The following is a 16887-nucleotide window of genomic DNA, read 5'->3' as shown; positions in this document are numbered from 1 at the left end:
TTAATATCCCCGCATGTCCGGGACTTCAGCGCAGCGTCTCCTGCGGAACGACTCACGCACCATGCGGGTGGCGGCCGACGAAGCCGCGGGAATCACCACCCAGGAAGCGGAAACGCTCCTGCGTGCCCTCCGGGCAGGAGAAGAGGTACTCGCCCTCTACCGCCGGGAGGAAGGGCGTGCGGCCCTCACCGAAGGCGCCCTGATCCTTCTGGACAAGAGGACCTCGGTCCGGGTCCCCGTGCCGCTGGTGGTCCTCCGCCCCGCCCACGGCCCCCAGCGGCGCGTGGAACTCTCCGTGCGGGGCCGGCCCGCCGGTTTCTGGGGCTCGGCGACCGACCCGGCGGGCGAACTGCTCGTACGCAGGGGGAGACCCGCGGCCGGGAGCCCCGCGCCCGGGGCGCCGGTGCCGCCCGCAGGGCCCGCCGGAGAGAAGCCCGGCCTGCGCGAGGTCCTGGCGGGCGAGACGGTCAGTCTCCCCGAGGACGGCAGGAAGGCGCTGCTGGAGGAGCTGGAACCCGGCGAAGCGGTCCGCGCGCTCTACCACGACGGCTGGAGCTATGCCGCGCTGACCAGCCGCGGACTCATCCTGCTGCGCGGTTTCCTGTCGCCCAAGGCGATACGTGTGCCGGGGCCCTGGAAGATTCTCCGCGGCCCGTACGGCATCCTCGACTCCGTCGACCTCCTCGTCGGAGGCAAGCTCCACAAGCTGCACGGCTCGAAGCTGGACCCCAAGGGGAAGCTCCTCGTCTCCGGGGGAGAGGCGCTGCCCCCCGACTCCCCCCTCCGCCCCGGCCCGAAGGCCCGCCGGCTCACATGGATGCGCCGGCACCCGGTCCTGATGTCCGTGGGGACGGTGGCACTGCTCGCCGGCGGGCTGGCGTCCGGACCCGGCGAGGGGACCGCCACGACGGGGGCGAGCGCCGACGGCAGCCTGCGGGTCCCGTTCTTCGGCAACTCCTCCCTCGCGGCGGCCACCGCCGAGGCCGACGGCCAGGGGTGGATGAGGGTGTCGACGGCCGACGCGACCTCAGGCTTCCGGCCGGTGACGGGTTCCGCGGCGGACTGGCGGATCTGCTTCCAGACGCCTGCCAGGGGCGAGACCGTCCGGCCCTCCTCCAGGATGCTGACCCTGTACGCCGTACCGGAGAGGGAGGAGTGCCCGGCGAACCTGTTCGGGCCGCGCCGCATCCTCATGCCGGACCTGGTCGGTGAGCGCTACGCGGACGCCTCGGACACGCTTGCCGGGCTCGACGTCGAAGCCACCCGGGTGGACCGCTTCCACGCGCACACAGGGAAGCGCCTGAGCGACGACCCGGACGGCCAGGCCGCCTGGGAGGTCTGCCGCCAGCAACCGGACCCCGGCACCGAGATCTCCACGTGGAGGCCGGTCGACCTGTGGCTGATCGGCCCGGGAGACCCCTGTACCGCCCCCAGCCCGAAGCCCACACCGAAGCCGAAGCCGAAGCCGAAGCCGAAGCCGGAACCCGAGCCGAAGCCGAAGGCCGACCCCGAGCCGCGCCCCCGGCCCTCGTACGGCAGCGGTTCCGGCGGAAGCCCGTCCGGCGGCGGCACTTCGTCCGGCGGCAGCGGCGGAGGATCCACCTCGGGCGGGTCGTCCACAGGCGGGTCCACGGGCGGGTCCGGTGGCACCTCCGGCGGTGGAGCCGGTGTCGGCTTCGGACGGTACTGCTCACCCGTGGGTGCCACCGCGACCACGGCCGACGGCCGCCCCGCGAAGTGCTACATGGGCAAGGACGGCCAGGCGAGGTGGGGTTACAACAGCGGGTGAGCGGAAGAGCGGTACGGCCCGTCCGCCTGACGGAAATCCCGCAGGCGGACGAGCAGGCAGGCAGGCCGGCGGGCGAGTGGTGCTGCCGGGCGCCCCGGTCAGAGGCGGCCGGCCCTCCCGCACTCCGTCGCGTCGCCCTGGCGCATCCGCTCCTCCATGGGGACGTCCCGGTCGTACGGGTCCACCTCGGGGCCCTCACCCGAACCGCCGGCCGTACGTTCGGCGACGAACTCGGGGGAGAAATAACCGGTGTGGTTGTCACAGCCGCCGTTGGCGATGTCCGCCGCATAGGAGACGAGCGAGAACGTCCCCGGCTCGGTGATCACCTTCTCCGGGTCGTCCCAGCTCATCACGGTCTCGCGGCGCACGACCGTACGGGCGACCTCGTCGCTCTCCCCGTCCGCGCGGACGAGCGCGTAGACATAGGTGACATCGGCGGTCACCTCCAGCGCACCGCGTTTCCCCTCCCGGTACGTCACCTTCCCCCGGGTCTTGACCACGTCCCCGGCGGGCCGTACCTCCGACGCGTCGAAGCGGCTGAACAGCAGCAGCGGGTCGTTCTCCTCGCTGGGGGAGCCGAACGCGGCCTTCACATAGTCCCGCACGTCCTCCTGGTGCGGGTTGACCAGCGCGATCGCCCCGTCCGGCCGCTGCCCGGCCAGCACCCCGGCGTCCAGGCTGGAGGCGGCCAGGAAGTCCAGGGTCCGGTCGAGGGCGTCGGCGACCTGCCCCTTGTCCATCCAGCCGGTCGCACGCGCCTCGGGCAGGCCGATACCGGCCCTTCCGTCCTCCCAGCCGGCCGCCGGCGACCCCCTGAACGGCTCCTCGACCGTCGGTACCGCGTCCTGGGAGCCTCCGGCCGCGGACCCGCCGGGCCCCTCCCGCACGGCGGCGGACGACGAACCGGTGTCGTCCTCACCGCCGAACCATCCGGCCACCGGCCCCGGAGCCAGCACCACGGCCAACAGGCAGACCACGACCGCCACCAGGCCGACGGCGTACCGGCCCTTGCCCCGCCTTTGCCGGGGCGGCTCGTGGATCCGCCAGCCACGCGGCGGTTCCGGCTCCTCGCGCAGCCGCCGCGTCACCATCCGGGCCCGCGCCGAGGGCTCCTGGGGAGCCTCGGCCGCGCCCGCTCCGGCATCCCGCAGGAAGCGTTCCCACTCCTCGTCCGGTATCGACGAACTCTCCTTGCCCACGGCTGTGCCCCCGCCCCTTCTCACCCGCCCCGGCCAGGCCCGGGGCCGCGCCCGGACCTCGCCCCGGGCGGACATGTGTGCTGCGCATCATCACACGGGCCGCTGACACCGGGGGAACGGCGGGGGAGACGCGGCGGGCCTGGGTGCGGTCAGCCGATCTCGATCAGCAGATCCCCCGCCTCCACCTGCTGGACACCGCCGATCGCGAGACGCCGTACGGTGCCCGCCGTCTGCGCGGTGATCGACGCCTCCATCTTCATCGCCTCGATCGTGGCGACCGTCTCGCCCGCCGCCACCGGAGCGCCCTCCTCAACCTGGAGCGTGACCACCCCGGCGAACGGCGCCGCGACATGGCCGGGCCGGGAGCGGTCGGCCTTCTCGGCGGCCTTGACCTCGGTGGCCACGGACCGGTCCCGCACCGAGACCGGCCTCAACTGCCCGTTGAGAGTGGCCAGTACGCTGCGGAAACCGCGCTCGTCGGCCTCGGAGACGGCCTCCAGCTCGATCAGCAGGGTCACCCCCGGTTCGAGGGTGACGGTGTGTTCGGTCTCGGTCTCCAGCCCGTACAGGAAGTCCTGGGTCGGCAGCACCGACGTGTCCCCGTACGTCTCACGGTGGGCCTCGAACTCCTTGGTCGGGCCCGGGAAGAGGAGCCGGTTCAGCGTCGCGCGCGGTGCCGTCCGCAGGGCCTCGCGGTCCTCGTCCGACAGGTGCGGCGTCCGCGCCTTGTCCGGGCGGCCGTGCAGCGCACGGGTACGGAACGGCTCTGGCCAGCCGCCCGGCGGATCGCCCAGCTCGCCCCGGAGGAAGCCGATCACGGAGTCCGGTACGTCGAACTTGCCCGGGTCCGACTCGAAGTCCGCCGCCTCGACACCCGCGCCCACCAGATGCAGGGCGAGGTCGCCGACCACCTTCGAGGACGGCGTCACCTTCACCAGCCGGCCGAGCATGCGGTCGGCCGCCGCGTAGCAGTCCTCGATCAGTTCGAAGCGGTCGCCCAGACCGAGGGCGATGGCCTGCTGGCGCAGGTTGGACAACTGCCCGCCGGGGATCTCGTGGTGGTAGATCCGGCCGGTGGGGGAGGCGAGTCCGGACTCGAAGGGGGCGTAGACCTTGCGCGTCGCCTCCCAGTACGGCTCCAGGTCGCCGACCGCCTGGAGGGAGAGACCCGTGGCGCGCTCGGTGTGGTCGGTCGCGGCGACCAGCGCCGACAGCGGGGGCTGGCTGGTGGTGCCGGCCATGGAGGCGACCGCCGCGTCGACCGCGTCGACCCCCGCGTCGATCGCGGCGACCAGTGTGGCGAGCTGACCGCCCGCGGTGTCGTGGGTGTGCAGGTGGACCGGGAGGTCGAACCGTTCGCGCAGCGCGGTCACCAGGGTGCGGGCGGCCGGCGGGCGCAGCAGCCCGGCCATGTCCTTGATGGCGAGCACATGGGCGCCCGCCTCCACGATCTGCTCGGCGAGACGCAGGTAGTAGTCGAGGGTGTACAGGGTCTCACCGGGGTCGGACAGGTCCGCGGTGTAGCAGAGCGCGACCTCGGCGAGGGCGGTGCCGGTGGCGCGCACGGCGTCGATCGCCGGGCGCATCTGGGACACGTCGTTGAGGGCGTCGAAGATCCGGAAGATGTCCATCCCGGTGGAGGCGGCCTCGGCGACGAACGCCTCGGTGACCTCGGTGGGGTAGGGCGTGTACCCGACCGTGTTCCGGCCGCGCAGCAGCATCTGCGTACAGATGTTGGGTACCGCTTCCCGGAGCTTCGCCAGCCGCTCCCACGGGTCCTCGGCCAGGAAACGCAGCGCCACGTCGTACGTCGCGCCTCCCCAGCACTCCAGGCTGAGCAGCTCGGGGACGGTGCGGGCGACGTGCGGGGCGACGGCCAGCAGGTCCCGGGTCCTGACCCGGGTCGCCAGCAGGGACTGGTGGGCGTCGCGGAAGGTCGTGTCGGTGACCGCCACCGCCGGCTGGGCGCGCAGTTCGGCGGCGAACGCCTCGGGGCCGAGGGCGGCGAGGCGCTGGCGCGACCCGGCCCGCGGGATCCCGGACGGGAGCGGGGGCAGCTTGGCGGCCGGCTCGATGACGGACGGGCGGGTCCCGTAGGGGCGGTTGACCGTCGTCTCGGCGAGGTAGTGCAGCATGCGGCTGCCGCGGTCCGCCGACGGGCGGGCCCGGATCAGCTCCGGGTGCGCGTCGATGAACCCGGTGGTGATGTGCCCCGCCCGGAAGTCGGGCTGGTCCAGCACCGCACCGAGGAACGGAAGGTTGGTGGCCACCCCGCGGATCCGGAACTCCGCGATGGCCCGGCGCGCGCGGCGGGCCGCGTTCGCGAAGTCGTGCCCGTGGCAGGTGAGCTTCACCAGCATCGAGTCGAAGTGCGCGGAGACCTCGGCACCGGTGTGCACGGTGCCGCCGTCCAGCCGGACGCCGGGCCCGCCGGGCGAACGGTAGGCGGAGATGGTGCCGGTGTCCGGCCGGAACCCGTTGGCCGGGTCCTCCGTGGTGATGCGGCACTGCAGGGCGGTACCGGTGAGGGTGATGTCGTCCTGGGTCAGCCGCAGTTCGGGCAGGGTCATGCCGGCGGCGATCCGCAGCTGCGCGATGACGAGGTCGCGCCCGGTCACCTGCTCGGTCACGGTGTGCTCGACCTGGATGCGCGGATTCATCTCGATGAAGACGTGGTTGCCGCGCCCGTCCACGAGGAACTCGACGGTGCCCGCGTTCACATAGCCGATATGGCGGGCGAAGGCGACGGCGTCCGCGCAGATCCGCTCCCGCAGCGCCGGATCGAGGTTCGGCGCGGGCGCGATCTCCACCACCTTCTGGTGGCGGCGCTGCACCGAGCAGTCCCGCTCGAAGAGATGCACGACGTTGCCCTCGGCGTCCGCGAGGATCTGCACCTCGATGTGGCGGGGGTCGATCACCGCCTGCTCCAGGAAGACCGTCGCGTCACCGAACGCCGAACGGGCCTCGCGCATCGCCGCGTCGATCGACTCGCGCAGCTCACCGGGCTCCGCGACCCGGCGCATCCCGCGCCCGCCACCACCCGCGACCGCCTTCACGAAGACCGGGAAGCCGATGTCCTCACTGGCGGCGACCAGTGTGTCGACGTCCTCGGACGGCTCGGACGACTTCAGCACCGGCACACCGGCCTCCCGGGCCGCCGCGACCGCCCGGGACTTGTTCCCCGTCAGGTTCAGCACCGGCGCCGGAGGCCCCACGAAGGTGATCCCGGCGTCCGCGCAGGCGGCGGCGAGGTCGGGGTTCTCCGACAGGAAGCCGTACCCCGGGTAGATCGCGTCGGCCCCCGCCTCCCGGGCGGCCCGGACGACCTCGTCCACCGAGAGGTACGCCCGCACGGGATGCCCCGGCTCCCCGATCCGGTACGCCTCGTCGGCCTTGGCCCGGTGCAGGGAGTTGCGGTCCTCGTGCGGGTACACGGCCACCGTCGAGATCCCGAGCTCGAACGCCGCGCGGAACGCGCGGATCGCGATCTCCCCGCGGTTGGCCACCAATACCTTCTCGAACATCAGACTCCCCAGTCGTGTCACGGGCGTACGGTCCCAAGGCGGGCGACGGCGCGCGGACGCGCGGACCGGCGTCCCGGCGGTCACAGATCGGTGGTGAGGTGCTCCGAAACCCCGGGCCCGTTCCCGGGCCGGAGCGTTCGTCACCGTACCGGAGACATTCCCAGAGATCGCGTGCCCAGACGATGGCCTGCGTCACGTGCCGGAAAACGCGATGTGTCCGGACTTCCACGGGTCTGCCGCGGCCGGCCCGGCCGGCGCGCCTGCTCAGCCGTTCCTGTGCGGTGCTCGACCGGCCGTTCCGTCTGTCCCGCCTGTCCGTCGGCCCGTCCCGCCCACGGGCGGGCGGTTCGCGGGGCCGACCCGGGCGCCGGAATCCGCCCGCCGCACCAGCGGGGCCGTTCCGCCCCCGGACACCGGCCGGTGAATGCCGCCGTCGTGGGGGCGACCGGCGCCCTATCGATGTGCTGACCCGGTCTTTCGGCATGAGAGCGCCGGATGCGCTAGCCTGCCGCATCGTCACGCGCGGGTGACGCAGCGTGAAGGGTTCTGCGAGGAGAAGCGGCTGATGCAGTTCGAGGACCAGGTCCCCTTCGTGGTCCGGCTGGAGGCAGAGGACCGTGAAGCGCTCTTCGCCAACGGCACTCCCCTCGCTTTCCCCGTGCGTCAGGTGTTGCTTCGGGAGCATGAGCCCACGACACACGTGCTGATCGTCCTCACCGGATGGACGAAAGTCACCTCGGCCGCGCCCAACGGCTACGAAGCCCTGCTGGCGTTACGAGGCCCGGGGGACATCATCGGTGAGCAGGCCGCGCTCAGTGGGCGCCGCCGAGGGGCCACCGTGTCGGCCCTGAGCCGGGTCGAGGCGCTGGCGGTCGACTCGGGACGGTTCAACAGGCTTCTGGACGAGCACCCTGACATCTCCCGGAAGCTGCTGGAACTGACCGCGGACCGGACTCGCGACAGCGACCGCCGACGGGTGCAGTTCGCCTCCCTCAACGTGCAGGAGCGGCTGGCCCTGCTGTTGTTGGAGCTGATGCGCACGCACGGCGAGGAGGCGGGGGGCGGGGTACAGCTGACGGCAGGGCTCACCCAGAGCGAGCTGGCGGGTTCGGTGGGCGCGTCCAGGGAGGCGGTCGCCCGGCTTCTGAAGCAGCTGAGGGACCGGGGCGTCGTGCGAACCGGCCGCCGCGGACTGGTGGTGGTACGTCCGGACGTACTGCGGCAGATGGCGCGTGCCGGGACGGGATGACGCAGGCCCTCGGCACGCGGCCCCGGCCACCTGGCGAGGTCCCGCTGTGTGTACGCGGTCACATTCGCGGTGTGCAGGATTCCGTCGCCCCCGGCACCTCACCAATGACACCTTCTCGGTATCCACACGGCCCGCCCCGGGCCCCGTCCTCTGCGGAAGGCACCCATGCGCGAGCCTGTCAACCGGACCATCCTGCTCCTCGACATCGAGAGGTTCAGCCGCCGCGACGACGTGGTGCAGGTGGCACTCCGGCGCACCCTCAACGCTGTCGTGGACCGTACGCTCGTGGCCGCCGGTGTCGAGGCGACCCAGCAGTACCGAGAGGACCGCGGTGACGGTCTGATCGTGCTCATCAGCGGAGATGTGGCAAAGACCGCAGTCCTGCGGTCACTTCTCGGGGTGACGCCCGAACTCGTCCACGACTACAACCGGCTCGCCTCGGGCAGCGCGCAGATGCGGCTGCGTATCGTGCTCGCGTCGGGTGAGGTCGCACACGACCCCCAGGGAGGGACCACCGGAGGACTCGTCGGCCACGACCTCAACCAGGCGTTCCGGCTGCTCGATTCCGACACCCTGCGGGACACACTTGCCCGGCGGGAGGCCGAGGGCTGCGTCCTGGCGGTGAGCGCGCCGGTGTACGAGGGAATCGTCAGGCACGGTCACCAAGGCGTACGCCCCGAGCTGTTCCGGCGTTCGGAGGTGGCGGTAAAGGACGGAACGCTCTCTGCCTGGCTGCACAACGGCTGCACCGCGGACACGCGGGCGACCGAAGGACGCCCGTCCGCGTCCAGCGACGGGACGGCGCCATCCGGCGGCGGGGAGCCTGCCGGGACCCGGGATCCCGAGGGTCCGGCGGAGCTTGCCACCGCCCGGCCACCGGCACAGGAACGCCGAGGTGGTGGCGCGGTCTTCCATTTCCATGGCAGCCCGGTGGTCCACGGATCACTCGTCGGGGGCGACCAGCACGGGGTCAGCGGCGGCCAGGTGTCCGGCGGGGTCGTCCTCGGCGGCTCGGCCACCGGGTCCGTCCCGCTTCCCGCCTCCGCCGCCGACGAGGGCACGACCGACGACGGAGGCCGACGGTGAACATGCCAGGCGAAAGCATGCCTGGTCAGGGGGAGAGCGGCCCCCTGCCGGACGGCGCCGCTGGAAACACCTGGGCGGACCAGGTGCCGAGGGCTCACGACGACTCCTTAGACGAGTCCACGGCCGACGTCGCAGGCGAACATGCGGACGCCGAGGAGGAGGAACACGCCTGGGACTCCCGCCGAGGCCTGTACCGGCACAGTCCCGGCATCATGCTCGGCCGCTCGGCCCGCCTGGGCGGCTCACTCGTCGGGGGAGACCAGCACGGGGTCAGCGGCGGCCAGGTCACCGGTGACGTGATCCTCGGAGGCAGTAAGGTCGAATACCACCTCGGGGGCGACACGGAGGAGCGGTCCGGCCGGATCCCTGCCGCGGAAGTCGAAGCCCTGGCCCGGCACTTCGTCTACCCCCCGCGCGCCGCGAGCGCGTCATCCGACTCCACCACGCCGGCACCGCCCGGCTCCGGCAACGAGGACGCGGGAGCGGACGCCTCAGGGACGCTCGGCCCCTGGGAGCCCGGAAGTCCCTTCGCGCTCGCCCTCACCGCCTTGGAGGAGCACCGTGTCACGGTGCTCTCGGGGGCGGCGACCACAGGACGCAGGTCCGCGGCCCTCATGCTGCTGCGCGCGGTGAGGGCGCCCGCGTACAGGGCGCTCGACCCGGAGCTGCCGCCGGGGCGGCTCGTCGGGGAACTCCGCGGGCAGTGCGGCCACATCATCGCCGACTTCGCCAACGACGCGGACCGCCCCCTGCAGGAACACCACCTGCGGGCGCTCATCGAGCGACTGCACACGACCGGCAGCCACCTGGTCATCGTGGTAGGCCCGCATCCCGTGGTCAACAGTGATGTGGTGAGGCCTGTGCCCTGGAGGCCGGCAGAGCCGGAGACGCTGCTCCGCGGACACCTGGAGGACAAGCACCTCGGCGGCCGGAGCGTGGACGAACTCCTCGGCCTCACCGAGGTGCGCTCCCTGCTTGCCCACCGGCGGCCGGTCGGCGAAACAGCCCGCTTCGCCGACCGGATCGCCGCGTACGCCCGAGGAGAGCTGTCCCTGGCCGAACTCGGGACGTTCGGCCACTACGTGGCCGAACGCCAGGTGCGTTCCTGGTTCGACAGCACGGATCAGACCCTGCACGACAAGGCGTTCCTCATCTCGCTCGCTGCCTTCGACGAGGCGGCCTATCCCCTCACTGCCGAGATGAGCGACATCCTTTACGGTCTCCTGCAACGCATCGAGAGCCCGGGCGAACCGACTCGCATCCCGGTGTTCGGCACGTCCAGCGCCCAGCGCGTCGAGCGGGCGCTGGCGGACCGGTACCAGGAGGCGGAGCAGACGGAATGGGGGCCAGTCCTCCAGACGAAGATCCAGTTCAGGGATCCGCTCACCGCCATCACTCTGCTCCGCGAGGTCTGGACCGGCCATCCGTCGGCCCGCCCCGCGCTCATCGCCTGGTTGCGCCGACTGGCCGACGACCCGCGTCCTGTCGTACGCACCCGGGCTGCGTCGAGTGCCGCCGTACTGGTGGACGCGGATCTGCCGTCCACGATGGTGCGGCTCATCCGGCCCTGGGCGGTCGACACCCGGCTCCGGTCCCGCATGGCAGCCGCGAACGCGCTGGCACTGGCCCACCGCCTGGGTGCTCCGCACGTGCCGCGGATCCTGGAGGAGTGGTGCGCGGCCCCCGACCACCGGTTGCGCTGGACGGCGGTGCGGACGTACGCCCTCGTCGGGGACACCTTCCCGCGGGAGGCCGTCGACGCGCTCGCGGCAGCGGCACGGGGAGTCGAGCAGCGGGGTGGCCCGGTGCGTGGATGGGCGCAGGAACTGAACGATCTCGCCCAGTCGGCGGCCGCCCTGCTGCTCGCCGCCGGTCAGGAGCCAGTGGGGCCCGGCGGCGCGGACACGACCGCCGAACTGTGGTCCGCCCTGGTACCCCTGACACAGGCGGGCGCGACGAGGGAATTCGTGCTGCGGACGGTGATCCACGCCTGTGGCCCGACGGACGGCATGGCAGGCGCCGGCCGCCCGCTCATGCTCGACCTGTTCGGCCGCGCCGATCCCACCCCCGGTACGGCCGGAGCCACACTGCGGCACTCTCTCGGCGCACTGTGGCGCAAGGTCCTGAACGACGTGACGTGCTCCTCCTCCGGTCTGGAGACGTTGCGAAGCTGGGTCCGTGCCGCAGGGAACGACCCCGGGGCCGAGGCCGCCCTCGCGGATCTCCTCGTGCTGCTGGCGGTCTCGGGCGAGGACACCCGGCGGCTGACCTACCTGCTGGAGAACCTGCGCGACGGCCAGGGGGAGGCCCCGCCCGAGGTCGCGCTCAGGCTGCACCACCTGCTGACCGGCCCGCGTGCGCCCTTCGTGCCACAACCGGCGCATGAGATCACGGGCGCCTCGGCACCGTCCTGAACAAGCCGAGTACTTCCGCGCGGGAGCCGGTCTCCGGCCCACCGTGCACAGCCCGGCACCCCATCCGGTGTGCCCTGCGGCTGTAGTCGCCGGGACCCGACCAAGGAGCAGATGAGAATGATGAACGAGCCGCCGCAGTGGCAGCAGGACGTGAACCGCCACTCCCCGCTCGTCGATCCCGTGATCACGATCCAGCAGTTGGCGCGTTTCAAGCCGCTGCGCACCACACGCGTCGACCACGCCCTGGTTTTCACCACGGCCCAGGGCGGCCTCGACGCCTATCTGCCGCCGAGCCGGCCGAGCCGCGCCGACCTCACCACGCGTCGCTGGACCAGTGTGTACGAGGTGGACATGGGGTGGCACGAGTACTCGGCCGTTCTCACCCTGGCGAGCAGCGATGACGCGTTCCTCTTCGAGGTTTCTCTGAACTGCAGCTGGCAGGTCCGTGACCCCGGGGCGTTCGTGGCGAGCGGAGAGCGCCATGTCCCCGGCCTGCTCCAGCGCCAGGTCGAGGAGACCGTACGACCCGTCCTTCGCGGCTTCCCCATGGAGGACAGCGCGAAGGCCGAGCAGGAAGTACAGCGGGCGCTTGAAGCCGCCGGTTCGCTGGGCGCCGGGGCGGGGCTGACCGTCCGTTGCGGCATTCAGATCCGCCGCGACGAGGAGGCACTCGAACATGCCCGCCAGCTGCGTGAGATCGAGTTCGCCCGGCAGAAGCTCGATCCTCAGCATGCCCTGCTCATGAGGGAGGACGAACTGGCGGCGGAACGTGCGCTCGCGCAGGGAGCACAGCAGCACCGGATCGAGCTCCAGAATCAGAACCTCGGCCACGAGCGGCAACTGAACCAGGGACGCCAGGAGCTGGAACTCCAGGAGATCGAGGCCAAGAAGATCCAGTTCTACGCCTACCACCTCGAACGCGGCGGCCCCACGGCGATGGCCTTCCAGCTCGCCCGTCACCCACAGGACGCCCGCCTGGTCATGGAGAACCTGCGGGAGGACCAGCTCCGCGCCCTGAACAACCAGTTCCAGGTCGCGATGCAGGCGCTCGGCGGCGGTCCCGGAGGCCTGGAGGAGCACCAGATGGACGAGCCCCGCAGGCTGGCGGCCAATGTCATCCGGGAAGTCCTGACAGCCAGGCTGTCGTCCGGGCAGGCCGAAACACCCCCTGCGGTCGAAGGGCCGAAGGCCGAGGCCGCCCCCGCGACCCCGGACGAACCGGCCGGCGACGACCCTGCCGGGACGGCTGCTCCTCAGGGCGCTCCGTCCGGCGAAGCGGTTCCCGGGGAGGGCGGCCCCATCTTCGGTTACCCGGGGCCGAACCGTAAGCAGGACCTATGAGTACCGGGGCTCCGGATCCAGTGGTTCCGGCAGCTCTGCCACGGCTGGCGGAGCGCCTCCTGGCGGACCTGCGGCAGGAGTCGGCCCGCGCGGACACCAAGGGGTCCGTCCTGGTCGCGGCCCAGGGGATGGCGGCGGCGGCTCTGGTGGGGGTGCTGGCGGTCCAGGGATGGAAGCCGACGTCCCTCTCCGTGTTCGGCCAGGCCCTGTGGTGGGCGGGCGCGGCCTGTTTTCTCGCTTCGCTGGTCTCCCTCCTGATGGCGGTGGTTCCGCGTTACCACGTCCGCGGCTGGCGGCCCGGCCTGCCGCTCACCCACTTCGCCGACATCCGCAGTGCCGCCCGCAGGGGACACACGGCGCTGGAGGAGGCTCTGCGGGAGACGGACCGTGTCCCGACGGTCGCCCTGCTCGTCTCACTCACGGAGAACAGCAGGATCGTCGCGAACAAGTACGGCTGGCTGCGGATGGGCATAGCCGGTTTCACCGCCGCACTCATGCTCCTGCCAGGCGCGCTTCTGGTCGGCTGAGTAACGCGTCTTGTACGGGATTTGACCACAAACAGGAGACGAACCGTCATGTCCGAGCAGGAAAGGACAGGCACCCCCGAGGTACCTCCGCCCGTCCATCCGATGTCTGCCCCGTCCTCTGCCTCCGGTGTCAGCCGGCCGGGCCACCCCGGTCATGCCCCCGAGCCGCCTGAACTCCTCGGCCAGGTGCCGTCGGCTCGGCCGAACGGCCCGGCGGTGCCGGTGCATCCGGAGGGGCCTGAGCCGGTGTACCCGGCTGGGACGGCCCCTGGGTATCCCCAAAGCCCCGAGCCGGTGTACCCGGCAGAGCCCGAGCCGGTGTACCCGGTAGAGCCCGAGCCGGTGTACCCGGTAGAACCTGAGCCGGTGTACCCGGCAGAGCCCGAGCCGGTCTGCCCGGGGGGTGCCGAGTCGGGGTATCCGGGAGCAGCCGGGACCGCCCGTCCCGGTGACGGCGTACTCGCCCAGCACGAGACACCGGGGCCGGCTCACATGGGCCGCTTTCCGGCCACTTCGACCTCCGGCGCGGTGCCTGCCTCCCTTGGACCGGGCGAGTCCGAGCCACCGAGGGCGAGCCGGCCGACAGCACGCCCGGAGAACGACTTGGTGCTGCAGAGCGGGCGGAAGCACATGAAGGCCTACCAGCGCGGCATGGACGGCGCTGCGTTCTCGCAGCTGGTGGTGGCTGTCCCCACCGCGCTGATCAGCCTGCTGGTGGTCGGCATCGTGTTCTCCCTGGTCTCTCCGCTGCTCGGGGTCGTCGCGGCCGTACTGTGGCTGCTCTCCGGCCCGCTCGTCTTCCAACGCAGGGTCGAAGGAGCCATCGCGAGGCACCTGATCGGTATGCGCCACCCCACGCCCGCGGAAGCCGAACGCCTGGGCACCGTGTGGGAGGAAGTGACCCGGAGGGCCGGCGTCGATCCGGCCACGTACGAGCTCTGGATCCAGGAACGCGCCGAGCTGAACGCCACGGCCGCAGCCGGACACATCGTCGGCGTCACACGACACGCGTTGGACCGGCTTCCCGACTCCCGGCTGGCTGCCGTACTGGCGCACGAGCTGGGCCACCACGTCGGCGGACACACCTGGGCGGGCATGCTCGCCGAATGGTACGCACTGCCCGCCCGCACGGCCGGGCGCTGGATCGTCCTCGGCCTGACCGCCCTCTTCCGGACGAAGAAGTTCGCCGGCATCGCTTGTGGTGGCTGCCTTTCGCTCTTCATCGTGCAGTTCCTTCTCATCTTCGCGTTCACGGAGTCGATGTGGTGGCTCGTGCTGTCGGTCGCTGCGGGCCCTGTGCTCATCACGTGGCTGAACCACCGTGCCGAGTTCCGTGCCGACGCGTACGCGGTCGGACTCGGCTTCGGCGACGAGCTGCTGGAGGTACTGGAAACCGAGCACCGGGCGGGAGCGGCACCGGCCGGCTCCCCCCAGGGAGGGCAGCCCTACTTCGTCCCCCCGCCGCCTCCGTACGTACCCGGGCCGGCCGCCACCCCCCGTCCCGGGCTCACGCCGGACACCACCCGTCTTGTCACGAAGGCCGCGCACACGAAATTCGAGGCCAGGATCAGGCAGTTGCGCCACAACCTCGCCGACGGGTAGACGCGCGGATCCGGGAAACGTCCCTCACCCGTGGGCCGATCGGCCCTAGCCCGCCCGGGGCGCCGGGCGGTTCACTGCCGGGTATCGCACGCCGCGGCCGGCCGCACGGCGGCTCCGGGGCCGCGCCGCGGTGTGCGATCAGCGCCCGAGGGGGCGGTGCGGGCAGGCGGAAGGAAGAACGCGGTGATCGCGGTCGTCGGACACAAGGACCTCAGCAGCAGCACGCTGGAGCTGGTGGAGGCCGAACTACGCGTACGGCTGGAGCGCCTGGCGCAGGGAACCGCGGCGCTGGTACGGGCCGGGGCGGGGGTGCCGCTCGCGTTCGGGCGGGCCGCCCGGGAGGCGGGGCGGAAGCTGACCGTGCTGCTCCCCGCCCAGGGCGTGGTGCCCGCGGTCCTCCCGCAGCACGACCGGCCGGCCGCGGGTGAGCTGCTGGTGCTCGCCGAGCACGTACGGCTGCTGGCCTTCGACCCCGCCGACCGAGACGCCTGCGTGTCGGCCGACGAGCGGCTGGTGAAGGAGTGCCGGACCGTGTTCGCGGTGTGGGACGGGTCGCCGTCCGACGGCCGCGACGCCACCGCGCATCTCGTCGCCTTCGCCCGCTCCCGGGGGATCGGGGTCGAGGTGGTGTGGCCCGAGGGCGCCGCACGGCTGCGGCCCGCCTCGCGGGGCGGGGCCGCCCTCCGCGCATGATGCGGTGCCCGGCGGACCACGGCCGGGCACCGCGGCCGTCGGACGGTGCCCGGCCGTGCCGTCAGGCGGAGAGCAGGCCCGGGCCGGTACGGGTGGCGGCGGGTTCCGTCCAGGCGGTCAGGGACGTGTCGTGGTGGATGTGCGCGGAGGGGACGCCGGCGGCGGTGAGCCGTTCGGCGAACGCCCGGGTTTGTGCACCCGCCCCGTCCTCCGCCTCCGGGGACAGGACCAGACAGACGTGCTGCCGGGCCGCCGCCCCCGGCCTGGGCGGCAGCACACCGTTCAGGGCGCGCAGCTCGACGCCTGCCGTCCGCGTGTCCTGTGCGGCGGGGATCACCGTCAGCCACGGCTTGCCGCGCCGGAACGCCTCCAGGTACTCCGTGTCGTACGGCTCCGGGGCGGTCCGGCCCGCGCCCCCGGCCACCGCGTCCAGCAGGAGGAGCCGGACCCGGTGCGCCCGCGCGGGTTCGGCGGTGATCTGCTGGAGCAGTGCCTTGGCCGGCGCCCAGCCCGTGCCGGAGGCGATCACCAGCAGGTCGTCGGAGGGCGCGGACGGCAGGCACAGCGCCCCGCGCGGCGCGGCGAGCCGGACGGTGTGCCCCGGGCGCGTCCCGTGCACCAGCGCGTCGCTCACCGAGCCCGCACCCCGGGCGCGTACATGGAATTCCAGCTCACCGTCCTGATGCGGCGCACGCGCCAGGTAGTACGGACGCCAGGCCTGTTCCAGCAGGGGCGACTCCACAGCCGCGTACTGACCGGCCCGGAAGGCGTAGTCCTGCTGGGGCCGCACCCGCAGCACGGCGAGGTCCGGGGCGCGCATCTCATGGGACGTCACCAGCGCCTCCCAGCTGGAGGGCTCGGCTATGGCCTCCTCCTCGCCCCTGACCATCGCGGTCACCGCCAGCCGCAGCATCCGCAGCCACGCCTCTTCCAGCGGCGCGCTCCAGCGCACGCCCGCGCGCAGGCGCAGGGCGTCCAGCAACGCCGCCTCGAACGCGGCGAAGTGCGCGGGGCGCACACCCAGCTTGCGGTGATCGCGGCCCAGCTGGACGAACCGTTCCGTCAGCTCGTCCGGACGGTGCAGATTGCCGATCAGGTGGTGGAAGACCGCCACCAGGTGCGCCTGCTGGAACGCCATCGACTCGGGGAACAGCGACCGGAGGTAGGGGTGCCGCTCGAACAGGTACCGGTACAGGTCCTCGACGAGGTCCTCCACCGGCGAGACGAACGGCAGGCAGGCGCTGATGAGCTGCTGGTCCGCCCGCCCGTCGTACGCCTGCTCCACCGGAGCCTGCCGCCGGGGCGCGGTGCCGCTCCCCTCCGGAGCGAGGATGCGCCGCCGCAGGCGCATGGCGTCATGGCGCGCGAGCAGCGCGTGGTAGTCCTCGCTCGACGTGTTCATGGGGCGGTGGCTCCTTGGAGAACGGTGGGGGATCCCTTGTACGAGGACGTCCGTGACCTAC

Annotated in this window: 11 protein-coding genes; 8 read left to right on the top strand and 3 right to left on the bottom strand. The window is 72.3% G+C overall.

The features are described from left to right. Nucleotides 1-13 precede the first annotated feature (13 nt). Nucleotides 14-1789 (top strand): PASTA domain-containing protein, encoded by a 1776-nt coding sequence (locus tag CP967_RS06895; protein ID WP_150487098.1) that lies wholly within the window; start codon nucleotides 14-16, stop codon nucleotides 1787-1789. Nucleotides 1790-1887: 98 nt separating this feature from the next. On the opposite strand, the gene CP967_RS06890 is transcribed toward CP967_RS06895, so the two are convergent. Both CP967_RS06890 and CP967_RS06885 read right to left on the bottom strand, forming a co-directional pair. Next, entirely contained in the window at nucleotides 1888-2988 is a 1101-nt protein-coding gene (locus CP967_RS06890; RefSeq protein WP_150487097.1) for a hypothetical protein, read from the bottom strand. A 149-nt stretch (nucleotides 2989-3137) separates the two neighbouring features. Further along, nucleotides 3138-6512 (bottom strand): pyruvate carboxylase, encoded by a 3375-nt coding sequence (locus CP967_RS06885; RefSeq protein ID WP_150491741.1) that lies wholly within the window; start codon nucleotides 6510-6512, stop codon nucleotides 3138-3140. Nucleotides 6513-7077: 565 nt separating this feature from the next. Between CP967_RS06885 and CP967_RS06880 the strand changes: the two genes are divergently transcribed. The 7 genes from CP967_RS06880 to CP967_RS06850 all read left to right on the top strand — a co-directional run bounded on the left by CP967_RS06880 (nucleotide 7078) and on the right by CP967_RS06850 (nucleotide 15424). After that, nucleotides 7078-7761, top strand: coding sequence for a Crp/Fnr family transcriptional regulator (locus CP967_RS06880; RefSeq protein WP_150491740.1), 684 nt, complete (start codon nucleotides 7078-7080; stop codon nucleotides 7759-7761). Nucleotides 7762-7926: 165 nt separating this feature from the next. After that, entirely contained in the window at nucleotides 7927-8847 is a 921-nt protein-coding gene (locus CP967_RS06875) for a hypothetical protein (RefSeq protein WP_229888339.1), read from the top strand. Between the two features lie 17 nt (nucleotides 8848-8864). After that, a complete protein-coding gene (locus CP967_RS06870; protein ID WP_150487096.1) occupies nucleotides 8865-11261 on the top strand; it encodes a hypothetical protein in 2397 nt (798 codons plus the stop codon). 111 nt (nucleotides 11262-11372) lie between these two features. Continuing rightward, nucleotides 11373-12602: a PE-PGRS family protein gene (locus tag CP967_RS06865; RefSeq protein ID WP_150487095.1), complete on the top strand. Its 1230-nt coding sequence runs from the start codon at nucleotides 11373-11375 to the stop codon at nucleotides 12600-12602. Further along, nucleotides 12599-13129, top strand: a complete 531-nt coding sequence (locus CP967_RS06860; RefSeq protein WP_150487094.1) for a Pycsar system effector family protein — start codon at nucleotides 12599-12601, stop codon at nucleotides 13127-13129. The genes CP967_RS06865 and CP967_RS06860 overlap by 4 nt, the downstream gene beginning before the upstream one ends. A gap of 606 nt (nucleotides 13130-13735) precedes the next feature. Further along, the gene (locus tag CP967_RS06855; RefSeq protein ID WP_229888348.1) at nucleotides 13736-14731 is read left to right on the top strand and encodes a M48 family metalloprotease; all 996 of its coding nucleotides are present in this window, start codon (nucleotides 13736-13738) and stop codon (nucleotides 14729-14731) included. Between the two features lie 183 nt (nucleotides 14732-14914). Beyond that, nucleotides 14915-15424 carry a hypothetical protein gene (locus CP967_RS06850; protein ID WP_150487092.1) on the top strand — a complete coding sequence of 170 codons (510 nt, stop codon included), beginning with the start codon at nucleotides 14915-14917 and terminating at the stop codon, nucleotides 15422-15424. Between the two features lie 61 nt (nucleotides 15425-15485). Here CP967_RS06850 and CP967_RS06845 read toward each other — a convergent pair whose 3' ends face one another. Beyond that, nucleotides 15486-16826 (bottom strand): globin domain-containing protein, encoded by a 1341-nt coding sequence (locus tag CP967_RS06845; RefSeq protein ID WP_150487091.1) that lies wholly within the window; start codon nucleotides 16824-16826, stop codon nucleotides 15486-15488. Nucleotides 16827-16887 lie beyond the last annotated feature (61 nt).

The organism is Streptomyces nitrosporeus, from assembly GCF_008704555.1.
GTDB classification, from domain to species: Bacteria; Actinomycetota; Actinomycetes; order Streptomycetales; family Streptomycetaceae; genus Streptomyces; species Streptomyces nitrosporeus.
This window is presented reverse-complemented; position numbering and strand designations above follow the sequence as displayed.